The organism is Bradyrhizobium sp. USDA3010 (assembly GCF_056429065.1).
In genome coordinates this window covers 11869-31662 of sequence record NZ_JBWJZD010000028.1, presented here as the reverse complement: position 1 = coordinate 31662, position 19794 = coordinate 11869, and the positions used below count along the sequence as shown (strand labels likewise).

The following is a 19794-nucleotide window of genomic DNA, read 5'->3' as shown; positions in this document are numbered from 1 at the left end:
TCCCGCTGCCCCGATGGCAGGTGTTGCCGACCGGCCGATCCTCGGCGCCACTGCCGAACTTGTTGCAGGCATGCGATAGAGCCGCTTCGGCAATCCGGATTTCCGCAGCGTGGCGATGAAAGACGTATCGTCCGGAATTGGCGACGTCCTTGTGCCAGCCGCGACCTTCAGATCCGCAGGTCAAGTTGCGGCGCCGCATCGTCGCCTTGTAAGGACGAAAGCGAAACCCCCAACAGCCGGACTGACCTGGAGAAGGGTATCTCGTTTTGAAGCAGCGCGATCGAAAGTCGTTCGAGTTCTGCGCGGCTTGAAACCGCGGCAGCTACCGACCTGCTGCGCGTGATGACTTCGAAATCGTTGAACTTTACCTTGAGGGTCACCGTTCGGCCACGCGCTGCCTTGTCTTCACAGTGCCGCCAGACTTTGTCGACAAGTGGCTGCAGTTCGGCGGCCAACGCTTGGAATTCGGTCAAATCGCTTGAGAAAGTGGTCTCTGCGCCGACCGACTTTCGGATTCGATCCGCGCGGACCTCACGATGATCGACGCCCCTCGAGATCCAATAGTAGTACGCGCCGGCCTTGCCGAAATTGGCCTGCATGAATTCGAGCGACTGATTGCGGATATCGAGCCCAATGTAGAGGCCCAGGGCATTCATCCTGGCGCCGGTCGCAGGACCAATGCCGTGGAATTTGCCGACGGGCAAGGTTTCCACAAAGGCCGGGCCCATCTCAGGCGTGATGACGTACTGGCCATTCGGCTTGCGGTGATCCGAGGCGAGTTTTGCCAGAAACTTGTTATAAGAGATGCCGGCCGAAGCATTGAGACCTGTCTCGACCTTGATCTTGGCCCGGATAGCGAGCGCGACGTCGCGCGCCCATGGAATGCGTTGCAGGTTGTCGGTCACGTCGAGATAGGCCTCGTCGAGTGACAGGGGTTCGATGATCGATGTATGCTCCGCGAAGATGTCACGGATCTGCTGCGAGATGGACTTGTAGACCTCAAAGCGCGGCTTGACGAAGATCAGATCCGGGCATTGCCGTTTTGCCGTGACGGACGGCATGGCCGAACGAACTCCGAACTTTCTGGCTTCATAGCTGGCCGCCGCTACGACGCCGCGTTCGCGGGGACCTCCAACGGCGACCGGCTTGCCGCGCAGGTCCGCATTATCCCGCTGCTCGACGGACGCATAGAATGCGTCCATGTCGATGTGGATGATCTTGCGCTGGGGGACCGGCGCAACCGCCTGGTCGTCATCGATCTCGAGGGTCACATCGCTAGCCCGGCTGTATCTTCCTTGACGCCACGAGCGACGATCCGAAGTGTTCCGTCGGCAAGCGGCCGCTGTAACTTCAGTGCCTCGCCAGGAGGTGCCGTCATCCAGGCCTCTATCTCATCCGGAGATGTGAGGATCACCGGCATCGCCTTCGGGTGGATGGCGCCAACCTCTGCGTTCGGCTCTGTCGTGAGGAACGCGTAGAGGTCATTGGTCGTCTCGCCTTCCTTGACTTTCCGAACAGACGTCCAATTGGTCCAGATGCCGGCGAAGCAGGCGAGGGGACGCGTCTCATCGAGCGCGAACCAGATATCGCCACCCTCGGCCTTGTTGAACTCGCTGAAGGAGTTGAACGGCACCGCGCAGCGGTTTTCGGGGCCGAGCCATCTCGTCCAATGCTTGCTCTTCACGTTGCGGATGTTGGTCGTGCCGCTGTCCGGCTCCATCCGCAGCAATTCCTTGAAATCAACCGCCTTACCCTTCGCTTCGAGCTTTACCACACGCTTTTTGGTCGCCTCCATCAGGGCGTGCTGCGATGACGGCATTCCCCACCGCGCCGTCGTGAGTTCGCGGCCCTCGGCGCCATTGCGCACGATCGGCGCCTTGTAATCGGGAAAAACCCCCGGCATCGGCGCCAGATTGCCGACATACCGGTTCACGACGCGGAACAGCGCGGCGATGGCGGCCTGGTTGGTCGTGATCGAGTAGAGATCGCACATCGGTCAGGCTTTGGTCCGAGAGTGGCGCGGCTGCCCCGCCAGTTGTAACAGAGTCGCAGAGGGACGCCGGCCGGCCGTGCTGCATTTTCGGCAGCGCAGCCGGCTGGCGAGATCATGTACGAAGGTGGCCCGCGGATTCTTCATCGCCGCGAGGTCAACGTCACTTGGCGTCTTGCAACCTTCGCATCTGATTTCGAGCCAGGCGAAGCCTCCATTCACGGCCTGGTCGATCGTCGGGGACGGATCGATCGGCTCTCCGTCGGACCACATGCGTTCGTTCCAGCTCACGCACAGCAGCTTGTCCGCCTGCTGGATGCATGCTTCCCCCTTCGCCCGCATTTCTGCCGATCGGGTGGCCAGGATGTTGGCCATTGCGCGCGCCTTGCCAAGCTCCTTCTTCAGCGCCTTGCGGCCGCTGCCCGACAAGGGCGTAGGGTGGTATTTCGGGGCCATCCGGACACCGGCGCAAAGAGATCCGATCGGCGACCTGGTGCTGGCTACGGCGTCTCGAACGCCGGCCAGCACCCGTCTTCCTCATGCCTGCCAGTTCGTTGCCGGCAGGTGTTGTCGAGCAGCCGCTGCGCGACGTCCTTCCAGATCGCGTTGCGGCCATACAACCGGACTGCATCGGTTGTCTGGATTTCGACGATCCGCTCGCAGCGGCGGCACGACACGCGAAGGACGTGACGCCGAATGTCAGACAGACGCCGTTGCCGCATCTGGGCATCGGCCACATCGGCGCGAGGATCCTTGAGCACCGAATCCCAGTATTCGGCGGGAAGCGGTGCATCCGGAGCGGGCGAAGCCGGTCTGCGGGCGGCCTCGGCGGCCAGTTTTTCCATCTGCTTCGGGGTAGGCATGCGCCAGCTCGCGGGTCGGTCAGTCATGCCGAATTAGAACATAACAAGAACAAATGTCGAGTCCGCTCAGGCGGTCGCGGAGAAAAATCGTCCAGTTGGGGACGTCGGGATGTCGGAACCAAGGCCCGCGGATCGTCTTGAATCCGGTATCAGTATCGGAGTTCCCACCACCATGGCCCCCCGCGCTAACTGGAAAGGCTTTCTGCGTCTTTCCCTCGTCACCTGTCCGGTCGCGCTGTATCCGGCCACGTCCGAATCCGAGAAGGTCTCGTTCAACCAGCTCAACCGGAAAACCGGCCACCGGATCAAATACGCCAAGGTCGACGCCGACACCGGCGAAGAGGTCGCGAGTGAGGACATCGTCAAGGGTTACAAGGTCGACACCGACACCTTCATCGAGGTGACCAAAGAGGAGCTCGAGAATGTCGCGCTGGAATCGACGCGAACCATCGAGATCGACGAGTTCATCGACCGCAGCGAGATCGATCCGCGATATCTGATCCGGCCCTACTACCTGTGTCCTGATGGCAAGGTTGGGCACGATGCGTTTGCCGTGATCCGAGAAACCATCCGCGAGATGAACAAGGTTGCCATCGGCCGCGTGGTGCTGACCAACCGCGAGCACATTATCGCGCTCGAGCCCATGGACAAGGGCCTGATGGGAACGCTGCTGCGTTATCCCTATGAGGTGCGACCCGCGGCCGAATATTTCGACGAGATCCAGGATATCAAAGTGACCAAGGACATGCTCGATCTCGCCAAGCACATCGTCAATCAAAAGTCGGGTCACTTCGAGCCTGAGAAGTTCGAGGATCAGTACGAAACCGCCCTGATCGACCTCATCAACAAGAAGCGGGCCGGCAAACCGATTACCGCGAAGGAGCGGCCGCGTGGCGAGAACGTCGTCGATCTGATGGACGCGTTGCGCAAGAGCATTGGCGGCGAGAAAGCCGCAAAAAACTCCAAGCCGCCCAAGAAGCCACGCAAGGTCGCAAGCGGTCAGAAAGAAATGCTGATGCCGATCACCGGCAAGAAAGTGGCGAAGGAAGCTGCGGCCAAGAAGCCGGCAGCAAGGCCGCAACGGAAATCAGCTTAGGCCGTCCTGCCGAATTTTTCTGATATAGGCACGGCATGGCATTTCGTGTCCTGATCATCGGCGGCACGGGGCAGGTGGGCGCTGCGGTGGCGCGGGCCCTGGCTGCGGAGCCGTCCTGCGCTGAAGTCGTGATGGTCAATCGCCGGGCGATTTCCCTGAACGCTGCTCCCCGTGTGCGGCAGGTGGTTCTGGATACCGCAGCTGCCGAGTTTCCGTCAGATGTGACCAAACTTGCCCAGAGCATGATCGCGCAGGGCGATCCCGTCTTTGCGGCATGCTGTGTCGGTGTCGGTCAAGGCAGCCTGAAATGGAGCGAAGAGGAGCTGAAGGGCCTTGAGATCGGCGTGGTCGGTGGCTTTGCCCGCGGTTGCCGCGCCGGGGGGATCACACGGTTTGCTCTGCTCTCGGCCGTGGGAAGCACCTCGAAGAGCAGGATTCGCTACGTGCGGATCATGGGGCTCAAGGAGGAGACGGTTCAAGCGGCAGGCTTTCAACGTCTTGCGATTTTTCGCCCTGGAATCATCGCGGGCAATGCGCACACGCCGAGCTATGTCGCCTGGCTTGGCCGCCTGATTCCGGGGCGTTTTGGCGCGATCGAGCAGGACGATATCGCTCGCGCCTTTGTCGCTGAGTTCGTCAGCAGCACGGCCCAGGATGGTGTCGTGTATTTCGAGAACGGGGCCATGAGGCAGATGTCTTGCGCGCTCGAATAGCCCTTCCTGAATCAGGGGCATTCCGGGCAGGTATCGCCGATCGAATCCAGCACCTCGCGAACCTCAGCCACCGCCTCATCAGTGGAGATCCTTGCTGGCGGGTCTTTACGGGCGATATCGATGGCGCGATTCCGCGCACGGGGATCGGCGCGATCCTGCATCCAGCCGTGCTCCTCGCACTCGCGGATGGCGCCCGCTTCCAGGAGCACGTGGATCGCCCATCCGCGCAACGTCCGTATCGCCGGCCTTTGTTCCGTCGTCATCAGCATTGAAACCGCTCCTGACATTCGAATCGCTGTGCCCGCTATTCGTTCCCCTCCTATCACATGGCTGGGATTCGCGACGACGCGAGCTCGAGGATTGAAGTCCGGTGAGCCGTGGCGCTCCCGTTCGCTTCTGTCTTGCGTTGCAATGGATAACGACCGAAGTCCGATGCTGCGACCCGGGAAAGCACCAGGCCAGGTGGGAAAGAGTTGAAGAGATTCTTTCCAAGGCGCAAATCAGTGACGCGACGACAATGGCTCGCAACGAGGTTCAGTTTCGTCAAACTTGGTCATGGTGTCTTTGTCCAGGCGCGTGCGGCGATGGCCGCACCGGGCTCTTGTGAACCGAGCGCGTGACGTCTCGGCTATCCAACTTCGATCCCTCGCGGAAACATATGACGATCTCGCGCGCGATATATCGCAATATATAATGTGTCGCTCGCCGGAGGCACTCGCCCGCGTGCCCCGCCGTCATTGCCTGCCGGCGTCGCTATCACTGTCCCGCGTTCGGGTGCCTTGTTGACCGGTCTCGCGACTGCAGTCGCCTCGGGGCCCGCGGTCATTGCATGCCCGCGTCGCTATCACTGCCCTGTCGGCGGCTGCCTTCCTGATTTTCTCACTCTTGGCTTGATTTCACTTCTTCCGAGTTGCCCAGCATGCTCACCGTTGAGACCTCAGGGGCGCTGCCCCTCGCGCGCGCTAGGGTGAAGCGCCGGCTTGCGCCGGCGCCGACCCGAGCGGTCTCCCCGGTCTTCCGCGCTTTTTTACTCTGCCGACCTTGGACGACAATGCACGCGCTTGTGCAGACCCGCTTCTCGCGAAGCGGCCCTTATCAGGCGGGCGATCCCTGTTCCAATCAAAATGCTCCTCACGGGGCTATCGTTGGCCTACGGGCTGATTCGTCGGGAGCCACCTGGTGATCCTGCGCCGTGAGCGCCCAGAGGGGACGAGTGCCCCGACGGATGAGCTGCGTTCGACGCCCCGTGGGGAGTTGCGCCTTTGAGCGCCAGAACAGGGCCGGCGAAGATCGCAGCTGCCCGACCACGCAGAAAGGGAACGGGAATGATGGAAGATATAGCTGCATACGTCGGCGTCGATTGGGCATCGGCGACGCACTACGCTTACGCTTTGGATGCCCAAGGAGCAAAGCTCGGCCATCGCTCATTTAAACATAGCGGGGAAGGTTTGGTTGAACTGGCAGGCTGGGTTCAGCAAACGACGGGTGCCGAACCAGGTCGTATCGCGATTGGCATTGAAGTCCCGCACGGACCCGTCGTCGAAAGCCTAATGGATTCTGGCTTTCTCGTTCATGCATTGAATCCAAAGCAGCTCGATCGCTTTCGAGATCGATTCACGATGGCGGGCGCAAGAGATGATCGGCTCGATGCGTTCGTGCTCGCCGATGCTCTGCGGACGGATCGGCGTTTCTATCGATTCCTGGAACCGGTCCATCCGACGATCATTCAGTTGCGTGAGTGGTCACGCATGACGGAAGACTTGTCTGCCGAACGCAATCGCCTGGCCAACCGCTTTCGTCATCAGCTGTGGCGCTATTTTCCACAGATGCTCGAGCTAGCAGAAGATTGGTCGAAGCAGTGGATTTTGGATCTTTGGGATCTGATCCCGACACCGGCAAGGGCGCGTACGGTGAGGGCGTCGACGATCGAGAGGCACCTCAAGGAGAGCAGGGTAAAGAGGTGGACCGCGGACGCTCTGCTCACTCATCTTCGCAGTACACCCATATCGGTGGCAGCCGGCGTCACGGAGGCCTGCGTGGCCCATTGTCAGCTAATTCTGGGCCGTCTGCGGTTGGTGATGCAGCAGATGAAGCTAGCCATGAAGGAGCTCGAACGTCTTTGCTCGGCGGTCGCCGAGCTCCCATCAGCGACCGGCATATCGCCTCAGGCCGATCCCGAGATCTTGCGGTCGATGCCTGGAATCGGAACGATTGTCCTCGCTGCACTTCTGTCCGAGGGACATGATGCGATCGTTCGCCGAGATGCTCAGGCGCTTCGGGGATTATCGGGCGTCGTACCCGTCACGCGACGCAGCGGTAAGCAAATTGTCGTGGTAATGAGGCAATCTTGTCCACACCGTCTGAGGACCGCTGTCTATCATTGGGCACGCGTTGCGGTGCTGCATGACTGCCAAACGCGCAATCGATATGCCGCCTTACGAAAGCGCGGACATTCCCATGCTCGCGCGCTCCGATCAATCGGCAGCAGGTTGATTGGCGTTGCTTGCGCCATGCTCAGGACCGGCGAACTCTTCGACAACGACCGAGCACCGCAGTCCGTAGCGGCCTGATCCTGACCTCGGCGAGACGCGAAGCTTCCAAATTGCGTAGCGTCGCGACGACGTCAGGCCCGGATGTAACCAGTCGTTCTTCACATCAGCGAGCGACGACACTTTTGAGTATCCGTCGCCGTGCCGGCGTTGTTTTGCGCGTCACTGCGCTCCCGCGGCGAAGGCTTAGGGCTCCGCCCTCAGCGCGCTTCGGAGTGCCTTCCGCCCAGCTTCGGTCGTTCTCACTGACGCGATCGGCGACAAATATCCACGCTCCCTGCAGCCGGTTCCCCGCGAAGGCACTCGCTCCGCTTGCACACCCGCTGCTCGCCGCGAGGCAGGGCTTCGAGCGCGATGTTGCGCTCTTCACCCTGCCCAAAAGGTGAGGACGGGAAGCCACAAATGTTTGGTCGAACCCGCGAGAAAAAGGCTCTTGCAAAAGGTGGGAAGCCCCTCCGCTCGGGTCGCCCTGGCACTTGCTACCCCCGATCTCGCCGACGGGCAGGGGCGCAGGCGCGTGGTGCGCCCTGCACCCATGGAAGCAAAGGAAGAATGATCATGTCGGCCAAATCAGTTGAAATCATTCCCGCGAGCGGGACGGAGGTTCTCATTCCGCTCAACAAGCTGAAGAAGTCCCCGAACAATGCGCGCAAGACGCCGCACAGCGAGACGGCGATTGAAGGCTATGCGGCGAGTATCGCCGCCAAGGGCATCTTGCAGAATCTGGTGGTTGAGCCGGAGTTCGATGGAGAGGGAGCGGCCACCGGCTTCTATCTCGTGACGATCGGGGAGGGCAGGCGGCTTGCTCAGCTCCTCCGGGTCAAGCGGAAGGAGATCAAGAAGACCGAGCCGATCCGCTGCATCGTCGATACCGCGAACGATCCCCACGAAATCAGCCTGGACGAGAACGTCACCCGCGAGAACATGCATCCCGCCGATCAGTTCGAGGCGTTCAGGAAGCTGGCGGAAGAACGGGGGCTCGGCGCGGAGGAGATCGCGGCCCGCTTCGGCGTGACGGCTCATGTGGTGCGGCAGCGCCTGCGGCTGGGGGCGGTTTCGCCCAGACTGATGCAGCTTTATCGCGACGGCGATCTGACTCTCGAGCAGCTGATGGCGTTTGCCGTCGTCGACGATCATGCCCGGCAGGAAGCCGTCTATGAGCGGCTGCCCTTCGACCCTGATGCCTCTACCATCCGTCGCCTGCTCACCGAAACCCATGTCGCGGCCACGGATCGCCGCGCGCGTTTTGTCGGCCTTGAGGCCTATACGGAAGCGGGCGGCACGATCCTGCGCGACCTCTTTACCGAGGATCGCGGCGGCTATCTGGAAGACGTCTCGCTGCTCGATTTGCTGGTGACCGCAAGGCTCGGCCGCGAGGCGGATGCCCTGCGGGCGGCCGAGGGATGGCGGTGGACGGAAGCCCATCTCGACTTCCCGCATACCCACGGAATGCGCCGCGTCTATCCGCATCCGGTCGAGCTTTCGGCTGAGGATCAGGCCGCCCTTCAGGCGGTCCAGACCGAGTTCGACCGGCTGACCGAACAGCACCAGGCGGCCGAGGAACTGTCTGACGACGTGGACGCGCGCTTTGGCGAACTGGAAGCTGAAATTGAGCGGCTGGAAGCAAAACGGCAGGCCTACGATCCCGCCGACGTCGCGCGCGGCGGCGCGTTCGTGGTCCTCAATCACGACGGCACGGTCCGGATCGAACGGGGTTTTATCCGCCCGCAAGACGAGAAAGCCGATGCTGAAACCGGGCCGGAAAGCGACGCCGAGGCGCGGGATGAGGACGACCGGGAAGGCGAGGACGCCGCGCCGGATGGCGAAGACGACGAGAGCGCGAGCGACGAGGAGGACGAGGAGCAGAAGCTGTCCGACGCCCTCGTTCGCGACTTGACTGCGCACCGAACCTTGGGGCTGCGTCTCAATTTGAGTGAGCAGCCTGACGTCGCCATCGTGGCGGTCACCCACGCGCTCGCCGCGCAAGTCTTCTATTTCGGGGCCAATGCCCATGTGGTCGGCATTCAACCGGTGAAAACGGATTTGGCCGTGCATGCGGCCGGAATCGAGGACACGTTGGCCGGAAAGGCGTGGTCGGATCGCCATGCCAATTGGGCGAGGCAGATGCCCCGGGACCCGAGCGGGCTGTGGGATTTCGTGGCCGAACTCGACCACGACAGCCGCATGGCGTTGTTCGCGCATTGCGTTGCCCTGACGGTCAATGCGGTCAAATTGCCATTTGACCGGAGGCCGCGCGCCCTGGCGGTGGCCCGCCGTTTGGCCGAGGCGGTGGCCCTCGACATGACCGCCTTCTGGCGCCCGACGGTGCGCGCTTATCTCGGCCGCGTCACCAAGGCGGGCATTCTGGAGGCCGTGCGCGAAGCCGTCAGCGAGGAGGCGGCCGAGCGCCTGTCGGACATGAAGAAGGCCGACATGGCGCAGGCCGCCGAACAGCTATTGGCCGCAACTGACTGGCTGCCGTCGCTGCTGCGGACGACCGCGCCGCAGGGGCAATCCGCAATGCAAAGCGAGGCGCAGCACGGCGAGCCCTGTTCGCAGGCTGCGGAGTGATACCGGCGTCGGGGGCGCGTGGGCGGCCCCGATGGGTCAAAAATTTCGGCCGCACGCCTGTGGCGTGCGCCCGATTCCATAGCTGCAAAGTGGCGATTCCCTACACAAGCGCTTCATCCGATCGGGGGACGATCCGTCTGATCTACGCCGATCGCTGCAGCCTGGGTGGCTGTATCGCGCCTCCTTCGACCTTCACCAGCGAGGCGTAGATCGGGCCCGGGAAGTTCGGATAGTGTCTTGATTGCGCGCATCGAGAGCGCGTTTGGGTCGACAATTCTACCGATGCCGTAGGCTCATTGCGCGCAGATGTGGTTGGGTTCGCTTGCGTTGATTCGGCTGCGTCTGCCCTGCGATTGATTCGCGGACATTGGCTTTTCTTCGACCGATCCGGCCGTTGTCTGATGCTGCGAGGGGGCGGTCGCCACGAAAATCTCTGTCAGTTCAGTCATGGGCTCGCGTCCAACGCAGTCTCGATTGGGCTGATCAAGCCCGAGGGGCGGCAAGGGCCTCGATCGCCTTCCCGCAACGGCTCACGCCTGCTTTTTTCCCCTGCCGGCCTGGCGGCGGCATTCCTCGCGAAAGACAAAAAAGCAGGCTTTCGCCGTCCTCCGCTGGCGCTGCGGGCCTAAAGGCTGCGGGCCGATCGCTCCCCGGGCAAGGGATCGCCATCGAGGCTGCGATGGGCGCGGCCCGAGCAAAAACAGACGGAGATTATCATGGCGACCATCGGTACTTTCACCGCTTCCGACAACGGCTACACCGGCTCGATCAAGACGCTGACGCTCAACATCAAGGCAAAGCTAGTCGCATCCGAGAAGGACAACGACAAGGCTCCCGACTACCGCATCTTTGCGGGTAGCACCGAGTTCGGCGCCGCCTGGAAGAAGACCGCCCGCGACAGCGAGCGCGAATATCTGTCGGTCAAGCTCGACGATCCGAGCTTCCCGGCCCCGATCTACGCCTCGCTGGTCAAGGTCGAAGGCGATGAGGGCTTTACCCTGATCTGGTCCCGCCGCAGCGGCGACTGATCCTCTTGGATCATCGGCCCCGCCTCCTCGGAGGCGGGGCTTTTTTTGCGTTTCTTGCACCGCTTGGGGAGGGAGAAGAGGAGCCTTTTTGCGTTGGGAGAGGGCTTCGCCGCTCGCCAAAATGCGAGCGACCTGAGGGATCTTGACGCAGTATTTTTGAGCTGACGCTCGCATTTCGCATCGGATTGAGCTCTGATTTTCGATCTTCGGAGGTGTGATTTCGTCAGCTTCCAGAGGCGATGGCGCCCCCTTGCCGCAGCAAAATTTCTGCCGTTGACGAGCGTGGAAACCTGCACGGCGTGCCGGAATTTTTGCGGTCGGCAACGCTTCGTGGCGTCGATGCAAGGACCTTGTCATAGCAGCGAGAGGAAGCGAGAATGGGTAAGATGAAGCGCACGAGACGACCGATTAAGAGTGCAAGATAAAAGCACTGTCGCCGCAGGGCGACCAAGTGGTTGTCTGCACATCCAAGAGTTGGCGCTACTACGTTCTACGATGTCGGCAGAGCCAAGCCAAGGCCAAGGCGCGTCTTGCTGATTGCGTCTGCGGCTGCGAGCATGTGGCCACCCGCCACCGGGGAACAGGTAAAGATCGACGGTGAATTCGGAGGGAAGCTTGGCCTGTTAGACGAAAGCTCATGAGCGCAGCCAGTAGTCTTCGACATCTCTGCTTTGAGCGTCGCATTGAAGATTTGCCGTTAGAACGAGATTGGAGCTTCGGACCAGGAGCATGTTTCGCTCATTGGCCAGCGACACCAGAGGCAACGATGTCAATGTTCGCTATCTCCATCACGACGCCGGCAGGCGTTGGGCTTGCCCGGCGAGGTCGTTGGACACGGCGGCGCGCCATTAGTTCCGCATCATCATTGTCATGACGCATCATCTCATCGGCATACGCAGCAGCATCGTGCTATGTGGAAGGGACGAGGAAGGGGCCTCGCCGCGACGGTGTCGCTAGGCGCTCGCCAAGTCAGCGCCTGTCGGCGCTTAGCAGTCCGGCATTGATTGGACGCATGCGCGCGCCGATTTGTCTCGCGAAAGGCCAGCGCTCTGGCTAATGGTCTCACTAGCGGAAATCGGCATTGTCCGGTGATCGCCAAAGATCCTCCGGCCCGAACACAATAGCGGAGCCTTGCTGGGTCGCTCTCATGCCTCATTTGCCGAACGTTCGAACGACGCGATCGCGCGTTGCACCGCACGAGCTGAATCTTGAAGCCTTTTCAGGAGCATTCTCAGCTCCTCTTGTGTCGTTTCATCAAGACGCAGGTTGTCGCCAGCCAGGAACTCCTGGATTAGGTGGTCAATGGAAACCGTCTTGACCGCTGACCAGCAAACGGATGCCTCTCCAGCGACAGAGGACGCAATTTTACCGTCGCCTGCCAAAGCTATTTCCACGGACACGTTAGCGAGAACCGCACGTTCGATCAGCTCGAGAGGGACCTCCAATGAAGCCACAACTCTCCCGGTCGACACGTCGAGATAGCCTACATTCGAGACTTCACGCCCACATTTGACGAAGGGACTGAGGCGCAGCTCAACCGGACTTGCTGACATAAGTCGCCCAATTTCCTGAACGAAGGGAAGGATATCCATTTTATGACTCATAGTCTATGGGCTAGACAGCACAGTTTCTCTTGCTGTCCTGCATGCGCTTGCAGGATCGAGTCGGTCTCAACATTCAAGATTTACGTCGGGCAAGGAAGCTCAGCCAAGAAGAGCTCGCCGGCTTGTCCGAGGTCCATCAGACGTACTTGAGCGGGGTCGAAAGCGGTAAGAGAAATCCATCGCTTTTGGTGATCGAGCGGATAGCCAAGGCTCTAAGGGTCGATCCGGAGGAGTTGGTTCGTCGACGATGACTAGCAGGAGGCCGGCTAATTAACGAAAGCAGTAAGGTGCCCGCACGATGGTGCTATGAGGGCGCTAATTTTGCCTTGTGGGATCGGGTGCCAATACGACCGTCGATGGTTGGCCCGGGTCCGGCAGGCCCGCACGGCCGAGTGTCGTTACGCCGTAAAAACTCGGTAAAAGTGCGAGGAAGCGAGCGGCCTCAGACAAACCGCGCAGCGCCGGTAGATTAACTTTGAGGCTGCTTAGTCCCGTCGGACCGAGGAGGCGGACCGTTGCGCCACCTATCCGGACCCGGCACACTTGTCGCGTCGATGCCATGTGCCAGCACGGACCATGCCCGACCGAGACGAATTCAGCCTGCCACCAAGCGGACGCTCGCAATCCGCGCCGCGCATTTTTGCTCCAATCCGGAATGTTTGAGGCTGACGGCGGGACCGCACTCCGACGAAAGCAAAAGTCTCTCAACAGGACATGCAGCGCATATCCATGCGGCTTCGGTCAACGGCCCCCGCTTTGAGAAGACCCAAACGCCGGCTCAGCGTCGGTCCATCGCTATCGGTATATGGCTATGTCGCAGTTGCGGCGACGCCGTTGACAAAGACACCGCACACTATACCGCGGAGGCCTTGCGGCGGTGGAAGCGCGATCACGAAGCCATAATTGCGGAGGTTGCTACCAAGGGCTACGCCTGCTTGTGCAGACGAGTCGGGATTGACATCCATGGGTCTCTATCGCCGAACTCTCTTCAGCACGATCATCAGTGGATTTACTTGGCCCTCTCAAGGCTGAAACAGGGGTTCGATTCCCCTAGGGAGCGCCACTCTTTTGGTTCGACGCTGTTCCTGTTCAAGTTTTTTGGGTTTTTGTCCCACCTTCACGCGCGGTGGGACAGCGAATGTTCGGTATTTGATCCGAGTCCATCAGAACGGTTGGTTGTCAAGCTCTCGAACACAAGCTTCGAGGTTGCGCAATCGCTCCAGACCGCATGTATCGCTCGAGTTCGTGCATCGGCGTCCACTTCGGCCGCCGCTGGGTCTCGCAGCCGAGTCACTTACCTCGAGGTAGCGATAGCCGGCGTTGAGCGCGTGGCCGAGCGCAGGGGAGGGCTGTGCCGGGCCCTGGAAGGCGAGCATGCGGGCGAGTTCCAAGCTTGGCAGGCGACGGCGTCGGCCTCCAGCCGGGCTTTCTTGGCCCGCTCGGCCGGGTGCCTGACCGTCGCGCCCAACATATACTCGCGAGACTTGGATCCCATTGCCCATGATCGCGCCGATCCGCGGAGGTGGGAAGCCGCTAGAGCTATCGGGCAAGCCCGCACCCGCCTACAACGACTTGGTCAATGGTCGCCCGACTATGACGGTGGGGCGGCTAAAGAGGTCCACCAGGATAAAGCAGTAGCTGGCGGAGGGGACGGGCGATCCGCGGCGGCTCTACGCAAAGAATGGCCCCAGCGAGCGGGAAACACGCCGAGGACGCACCGAGCAGCGGCCTTCGGCGAAAACTGAAGGGGGACGCTGCCTGGGCGATCTTCGAGCTAGCCCTTCGTTACGATCGGAGCAGGAGCTTTTCCAACCGGGTATTTTCCGACGGGGTACTTGCCAACCGGATATTTGCCAATTGGCATCTTGCCAATCGGAGCCTGTTCGGTGACCGGCTGCGGACGAGGGAGGTCGGCCGCACTGGCAGCAGCCACGAAACCGAAAGTAGCAACTCCAACAACCAGAAACTTCAACATCGTTATCTCCGAGATGGGTAGCTGAGCACGAACACCCTTTACCCTCTAACGGCTACAGGGCAATTATCGCTGGTGCTCGTGCGGTCGTTTCTTTGCCGAATGTGACAAAAGCGACACGGGGCGATTACTTTGCGTGGTGCTGGATAAGGACGGGCGAGACCGACCTCGTACTGTCGGCTCAGAAGGTGGCACTTGAAGGACGCTCCGCCCGAGGCGCCCTTGGCGAAATTGATCACCTCACCCCAGTCGAGCCGCGTGTCGACCAGCCGACCTGGCCGCACGCGGTGCATTTGAGGTGTGCCGAGTATCGTACCGCGTTGCCAACCCGTCCCAGCCGTTGCGGCATCGTAGTGAGCTAAATTGAAGGGCTCATTGATCCGCAGGTCTCTTGGGTTTTCTTGAGCGCGTGGGCACGCCAATGTTTGAGCACGTACCCCTGCTCACAGCGATGGTGCTTCTGGGCGTAGCTAATCGAACCGATCACAATCAAAGCCACTACGACAAGTCCGGCGACGATGTTCTGCACCATGGTGGTCAATCCCTGGGACCGCACCGCCCCAAACGGGGATGATGGACACCGGAATTCTTCCGGGCGATGGATATTTGGGATTAGGTTTCCCTGCGGGCCATCGGTTAGCACCCGATACCCCATTCCGCCGATGGGTGCTTTGGCGTCCCAGTTGAAGTTTGGCCAGACGTCGGCGCCGCGCTTGCCCGTAAGCAAAGGGCTTGGGCGGCTCAATCCGCCTGCGGCTCCGCTGGCGTTCTACGTCGGCTGTCTCGTGGCCTGGAGCCAAGAAGGTCCGGGAGCGGTGACAATTCGGGGCGCGGCTCGGTGGCTGGTTCGTCTCGGAATGGGCCCGACGCCTGCGGCTGCTCACAAGGCCAATGAGGCCGACGACTACCAGCGCGACTCCGGCGATGATGAGCCAGTGCGGTAATTCCAGCCAGCCTATCGCGACCTTGATCATATCAATCCGCTTACTTCTTCGCCTTCAGCCGACGTCGACCAGCCGGCGGATGGCCTCCGGGCGCCGGGAACGCCTTGCGACAGATCGATCCTCGATAGGTGATGGACGCGGGCCGAAGGCGGCCGGGAAAGGATTGATTGCTACTTTGGCCCGAAAGCGCTCAGCAGTCCGATCGCTATGGGAACGAGAGCGACGCAGATCCAGAAAGCAGGCGCGCCAGAGCTTAGGCCGGCAAGAAGAATCCATCCGCCGATACCGACGATCAAGAGTGAGATCGCATAGGCAGCCGCCTTGTCCATGTTCGATCTAGGCGCAAACGAGGATCGATGTAGTATTTAGGACTCGCCAGGGGGCAAAGCGTTCCTGCGGGCAGGTGTCCGGATGGATCGCGGGATCGATCGAAAAGGCTTACGGGCTCAACAATGCCATTCTCGACAATTGTCACGTCCGGGTCAGCTTTGCGACCAATGACGAGCGGACTGCGCTACGTGCCGCGAGCGCGTCCCGTTCGGCCTGTTAACCTGGGGCCTGAGATCTCACTGCTCATCTGAGATGCCAATGAATCACCGACGCCCGTTCCGCATCGAGAACGCCGCAACGAAATCGCAACGAATAGGGTGAAACGACTGTGAACGAAACGGGACGGAAGTGGCTGCTACAGCAAGAAAAATTAACGATTTAGCGAATGTTCACTGCGTTCGGGACGCGGCCCCCTTCGTCTCGCCAGTCGAAACCTCTCGTTCCGACAGGGTGAAAAGTCTTTGCATCTTCAAAGCGGTTCCACCAGCCATTTGTCGGAATGGCCACTGAATCTTCTTGAAGATCATGCGTCTCTTAATCAGCCTGTCGGATTTTGCGTTGAGCATCGTCCCTGGATCCATAGACCTCAGATCTCCCCACAGACGCTCGTTCTCGTATGGCTCGCTCGTGCTTCAGCGAATGATTGCAGCAGATATCCAAGTCCGGACGGGCGTGGGAGAAAGGCGGTAGCGCTCCAGTGACTCAAACTCGCGGCGCCTTCGGTATTCATGCCGAGCCGAAGCATGTGATTTGAGTTTGTCAGGCAGCGACGTTCTGCCGCATCATAGACGTTGCCATCAAAGTACCTCGGCGAGCGAATGCCCTTGCAGCTCGATTGTGAGCCCCTGCATGCCCAGGTCATTGATCTCGCCGCCCATCGCCTTCAGGCTTTCTTCGCGGATGAGGGACATCAATCCTCGGCGCAGGGCCAGAAATTCCGACGACATCATCATCGATTGCTGCCGCGGGCGCTCAAGCGGAATCGGAATCTCCGCCTTGATCGAGCCGGGGCGTGCGGTCATGCAGTAGACACGGTCGGACAGGAAGATCGCCTCGTCGATGTCGTGGGTGACGAACAGCACCGAGATCTTCAGCCGTTGCCACATGTTAGTGAGGATCTGCTGCATGATGACGCGGGTCTGCGCGTCCAGTGCGCCGAAGGGTTCGTCGAGCAGCAGCACCTTCGGTCCCGTGGCCAGCGCGCGCACGATGCCGACGCGTTGCTTCATGCCGCCGGATAGCTTCTCTGGATAATGCTTCTCGAATGCCTCGAGCCCGGCGAGTCCGAGCAGCGTGCGCGCCGCGCGCTCGCGCTGCGAGCGCGGCATGCCGCGCATTTTCAGGCCGAACTCGACGTTCTCTCGCACCGTCTTCCATGGAAACAGCGAGTATTGCTGGAACACCATACCGCGTTCAGCGCTCGGACCATTCACGGGCTCGCCATCGACGGTAACGATGCCGGTGGTGGGCTTGAGAAAGCCGGCAACCGCGTTGAGCAGCGTCGATTTCCCGCAGCCGGAAGGGCCGACGATCGAGACGAACTCGCCCGGATTGACATGAATATGCGTGTCGCTGACGGCTTGCACGGCACCGTCGACGCTTTCGTAGCTGAGGGAGAAATGGCTGACCTCGATATGGCCTTGCGGCGGTTTGGTCCGAACGTCATTCATTTCGGCCTCCAGGGCATCACCAGTCGACCGGCGCTCCGGATCAGCAAGCTCGATCCCAGTCCGAGCACGCCGATCGCGATCATGCCGAGGGCGATGTCGGGATACTGGACCAGCGAATAGGCTTCCCAGGTGAAGTAGCCGATCCCGTACTGTCCGGAGATCATTTCGGCGGCGATCAGGGACACCCATGCCACGCCCATGCCGACGGTGAGGCCAGTGAAGATGTGCGGGAGCGAGCCAGGAAAGTACACCTCGCGAAAAATCGAGCGCTCGCGGGCGCCGAGGCATTGCGCGGCGCGCACCAGCACGGGGTCGACCAGCGTCATGCCGTGCAGCGTGTTGACCAGAATCGGGAAGAAGGAGCCGAGAAACGTGATGAATACAATGCTCTGCTCGTTGGTCGGCCACAGCATGATCGCCATCGGCACCCAGGCGATCGCTGGGATCGGCCGCAGCACTTCGGCAACCGGAAAGACCACCTCATGGACCAGCTTGAAGCGGCCCATGATCAGTCCCAGCGGCATGCCGATGATGGCCGCTAGCGAAAAGCCGATGAAAATGCGCCGGCAGCTCAGCAGCAGGTGCATCAGGAATTTGGGGTCGTGGATCGCCTTGGTGAAGCTCGTATAGACTGCGAGCGGCGTGGGCACGTTGATGAAACGCACGAAGAAGACGACGCGATACGTCGTGAGTAGATGCCAGAGGAGTAGGAATGCGGCGAGTGAAAGCGCGCCGATCGCGGTCGCGCGCAGGCGGTCCTGATTGAGGCGATACCAGCGCCTCGCCAGTTTGTCGAATGACGGCGCAAGAGCGGGCGTCGTGGCAGGAGGGGGCCCGCTGACGGCCGTGGCTGACGGCATGGCGTCGTCCTCCTGGTGCCGCAGGATGGCGGGGCTGCTACTCACGTCTTGCCTCCGCTGACGACCGACTTCACTGCTTCGTCGAAGCTCAGAACCTTGCCGCTGATCCTTGCCGCGTAGGCTTCCGCATCCTTCTTCAGCAGGAAGGGTGCCACCTCGCCGTCGCCGACGGCATAGAATGCCTGGTCGGCGAACAGCTTGATGCCGCGGGTGGTGTCGAAGACATAGGCGACGTTGATCTTCTTGCCCTTGGCCTTGAAGTCGGAGTAGGCGCCGAGTGTGCAGGCGGCATTGGCAAACGGCAGGATGCCGGCATCGTCGACCCAGACTTCGCCGGCCTTGCGCGGATCGGCGACCGGCTTCTTGCAGAAGCTGTCCTCGCCCGAAATCTCGTAGTTTTTTGCGCTTGCGACCTGCGTGTCATAGTCGAGCTTCATCTCGGCATAGGCCTTGCGGATGTAGGAATCATCGACCCACTTCTTCGGATCGAATTCCTTCATGCGCCCGAGCTTCTGCAGCACCGTGACGTCGGTGACGGCGGCATCGATCAGCGCCGGCTTGACGGTGGGATCGGTGGTCATGTTGCCGCCCGGCCCGAGGAAGACGTAGACCACCTCCTTGTTGATGCCGGTCCATTCCTGGATCTTCTCTGCGGCGCGCTTCGGATCGTCGCGCAGCCATTGATTGGCGGCAATGAGCGCTTTCATGTAGGCCACAATCACCTCGGGATACTTCTCGGCGAAATCGGTGCGCGCGACGATGCCGTGAAAGGTCGGCAGGTTCGTCTCGACGCCGTCGAATATCTTCCGAGCGAAGCCGCGGAATGGCAAGAGCTCCGCGAACGGCACGAAGTCGGCATGCGCGTCGATTTTCTTCTCCTGGAGATTGGTCGATCCGACCTCCGGGCTCTGGCTCACGAGCTGGAAAAAATCGGATGGGTAGCCTCGGTCCTGCATCGCTTTGAGCACCATGCCGTGCGCGGCGGATCCGAACGGTACGCTGACGAGCTTGCCCTTGAGGTCGGCGAGATCATAGTACGGCGAGTCCTTGTGGACGACGATGCCGTTGCCCGAGCCGGAGAGATTGTAGGCGGCGATCGCGATCAGCCGGCTCTTGCTCTCGGGATTGCTCTCGAAAGTGAAGCCGTTCACGATCAGCGGATAGTCGCCCATCATGCCGATCTGCAGCTTGTTCGCCATCATCGCATTGGTGACGGGCGGACCGGAGGTGAAGTTCTGCCACTCCAGCTCGAACTTGATGTTGGCGTATTTGCCGTCGGTCGGCAGGTATTTTTCCAGGAGATGGAGTTGGCGGATGACGACGCCTGCCGTGACAGTGTTGGTGGTCGTGTCCTGTGTGCCGATGCCGATGGTCACCGTTTCCGCCGCGGCCGGCTGCGCGAGCAGGAGCGCCAGCGACGTCACCGACATCGCGAGCGAGAGCGTGGGAAGGTGGCGGACCATTCTCATCCTCTTCCAGGTTGGATGTGCTGTGCCTGCCATGATTGGGTGAGGGCGCCGGCAGGGCAAATCCGGAGTCGTCACCGCTGTCGATTAGTTGCCGCGAAATGCCACTTGCTTACTCCTTGGGCATTTTGGCGCCGG

General features: G+C 61.0%; 18 protein-coding genes. 6 read left to right on the top strand and 12 right to left on the bottom strand.

Annotated features, from left to right (window positions below; translation table 11 throughout):
* Window positions 1-167 precede the first annotated feature (167 nt).
* From dinB to AC066Y_RS31855, 4 genes are read right to left on the bottom strand one after another with little or no spacing between them, the layout of a single operon-like run.
* A complete protein-coding gene (dinB, locus tag AC066Y_RS31870; RefSeq protein WP_478277332.1) occupies window positions 168-1271 on the bottom strand; it encodes a DNA polymerase IV in 1104 nt (367 codons plus the stop codon).
* Window positions 1268-1993 carry an SOS response-associated peptidase gene (locus AC066Y_RS31865; RefSeq protein WP_478277331.1) on the bottom strand — a complete coding sequence of 242 codons (726 nt, stop codon included), beginning with the start codon at window positions 1991-1993 and terminating at the stop codon, window positions 1268-1270. Before AC066Y_RS31865 ends, dinB begins: the two co-directional genes overlap by 4 nt.
* Before the next feature lie 3 nt (window positions 1994-1996).
* Window positions 1997-2446, bottom strand: a complete 450-nt coding sequence (locus AC066Y_RS31860; RefSeq protein WP_478277330.1) for a hypothetical protein — start codon at window positions 2444-2446, stop codon at window positions 1997-1999.
* A 44-nt stretch (window positions 2447-2490) separates the two neighbouring features.
* Window positions 2491-2880, bottom strand: coding sequence for a hypothetical protein (locus AC066Y_RS31855; protein WP_478277329.1), 390 nt, complete (start codon window positions 2878-2880; stop codon window positions 2491-2493).
* A gap of 145 nt (window positions 2881-3025) precedes the next feature.
* Here AC066Y_RS31855 and ku point away from each other — a divergent pair, with 145 nt between their 5' ends.
* Both ku and AC066Y_RS31845 read left to right on the top strand, forming a co-directional pair.
* Window positions 3026-3949, top strand: a complete 924-nt coding sequence (ku, locus tag AC066Y_RS31850) for a non-homologous end joining protein Ku (RefSeq protein ID WP_478277328.1) — start codon at window positions 3026-3028, stop codon at window positions 3947-3949.
* Between the two features lie 35 nt (window positions 3950-3984).
* Entirely contained in the window at window positions 3985-4662 is a 678-nt protein-coding gene (locus AC066Y_RS31845; RefSeq protein WP_478277327.1) for a Rossmann-fold NAD(P)-binding domain-containing protein, read from the top strand.
* An 11-nt stretch (window positions 4663-4673) separates the two neighbouring features.
* On the opposite strand, the gene AC066Y_RS31840 is transcribed toward AC066Y_RS31845, so the two are convergent.
* The gene (locus AC066Y_RS31840) at window positions 4674-4931 is read right to left on the bottom strand and encodes a hypothetical protein (RefSeq protein ID WP_478277326.1); all 258 of its coding nucleotides are present in this window, start codon (window positions 4929-4931) and stop codon (window positions 4674-4676) included.
* Window positions 4932-5987: 1056 nt separating this feature from the next.
* On the opposite strand from AC066Y_RS31840, the gene AC066Y_RS31835 reads away from it, so the two are divergent.
* Together AC066Y_RS31835 and AC066Y_RS31830 are read left to right on the top strand one after the other, a co-directional pair.
* On the top strand, window positions 5988-7232 hold the full coding sequence (locus AC066Y_RS31835; RefSeq protein ID WP_478277325.1) for an IS110 family RNA-guided transposase: 1245 nt from the start codon (window positions 5988-5990) through the stop codon (window positions 7230-7232).
* Window positions 7233-7769: 537 nt separating this feature from the next.
* The gene (locus AC066Y_RS31830; protein WP_478277324.1) at window positions 7770-9782 is read left to right on the top strand and encodes a ParB/RepB/Spo0J family partition protein; all 2013 of its coding nucleotides are present in this window, start codon (window positions 7770-7772) and stop codon (window positions 9780-9782) included.
* Window positions 9783-10075: 293 nt separating this feature from the next.
* Here AC066Y_RS31830 and AC066Y_RS31825 read toward each other — a convergent pair whose 3' ends face one another.
* Window positions 10076-10231 carry a hypothetical protein gene (locus AC066Y_RS31825; protein ID WP_478277323.1) on the bottom strand — a complete coding sequence of 52 codons (156 nt, stop codon included), beginning with the start codon at window positions 10229-10231 and terminating at the stop codon, window positions 10076-10078.
* 267 nt (window positions 10232-10498) lie between these two features.
* On the opposite strand from AC066Y_RS31825, the gene AC066Y_RS31820 reads away from it, so the two are divergent.
* Window positions 10499-10810 carry a DUF736 domain-containing protein gene (locus tag AC066Y_RS31820; RefSeq protein ID WP_478277322.1) on the top strand — a complete coding sequence of 104 codons (312 nt, stop codon included), beginning with the start codon at window positions 10499-10501 and terminating at the stop codon, window positions 10808-10810.
* Between the two features lie 1145 nt (window positions 10811-11955).
* On the opposite strand, the gene AC066Y_RS31815 is transcribed toward AC066Y_RS31820, so the two are convergent.
* Entirely contained in the window at window positions 11956-12402 is a 447-nt protein-coding gene (locus tag AC066Y_RS31815; RefSeq protein ID WP_478277321.1) for a hypothetical protein, read from the bottom strand.
* Window positions 12403-12455: 53 nt separating this feature from the next.
* Here AC066Y_RS31815 and AC066Y_RS31810 point away from each other — a divergent pair, with 53 nt between their 5' ends.
* Window positions 12456-12665, top strand: coding sequence for a helix-turn-helix domain-containing protein (locus AC066Y_RS31810; protein ID WP_478277320.1), 210 nt, complete (start codon window positions 12456-12458; stop codon window positions 12663-12665).
* Between the two features lie 1523 nt (window positions 12666-14188).
* Here the strand turns inward: AC066Y_RS31810 and AC066Y_RS31805 are convergent.
* The 5 genes from AC066Y_RS31805 to AC066Y_RS31785 all read right to left on the bottom strand — a co-directional run bounded on the left by AC066Y_RS31805 (window position 14189) and on the right by AC066Y_RS31785 (window position 19653).
* Window positions 14189-14389 (bottom strand): hypothetical protein, encoded by a 201-nt coding sequence (locus tag AC066Y_RS31805; protein ID WP_229165582.1) that lies wholly within the window; start codon window positions 14387-14389, stop codon window positions 14189-14191.
* Window positions 14390-14744: 355 nt separating this feature from the next.
* The gene (locus tag AC066Y_RS31800; protein WP_478277319.1) at window positions 14745-14918 is read right to left on the bottom strand and encodes a hypothetical protein; all 174 of its coding nucleotides are present in this window, start codon (window positions 14916-14918) and stop codon (window positions 14745-14747) included.
* Between the two features lie 1539 nt (window positions 14919-16457).
* Complete coding sequence (locus tag AC066Y_RS31795; RefSeq protein WP_478277318.1) at window positions 16458-17330, bottom strand: ABC transporter ATP-binding protein; 873 nt, start codon at window positions 17328-17330, stop codon at window positions 16458-16460.
* Window positions 17327-18190, bottom strand: a complete 864-nt coding sequence (locus AC066Y_RS31790; protein ID WP_478277405.1) for an ABC transporter permease — start codon at window positions 18188-18190, stop codon at window positions 17327-17329. The genes AC066Y_RS31795 and AC066Y_RS31790 overlap by 4 nt, the downstream gene beginning before the upstream one ends.
* 41 nt (window positions 18191-18231) lie before the next feature.
* Window positions 18232-19653 (bottom strand): ABC transporter substrate-binding protein, encoded by a 1422-nt coding sequence (locus tag AC066Y_RS31785; protein WP_478277317.1) that lies wholly within the window; start codon window positions 19651-19653, stop codon window positions 18232-18234.
* Window positions 19654-19794: the final 141 nt, after the last annotated feature.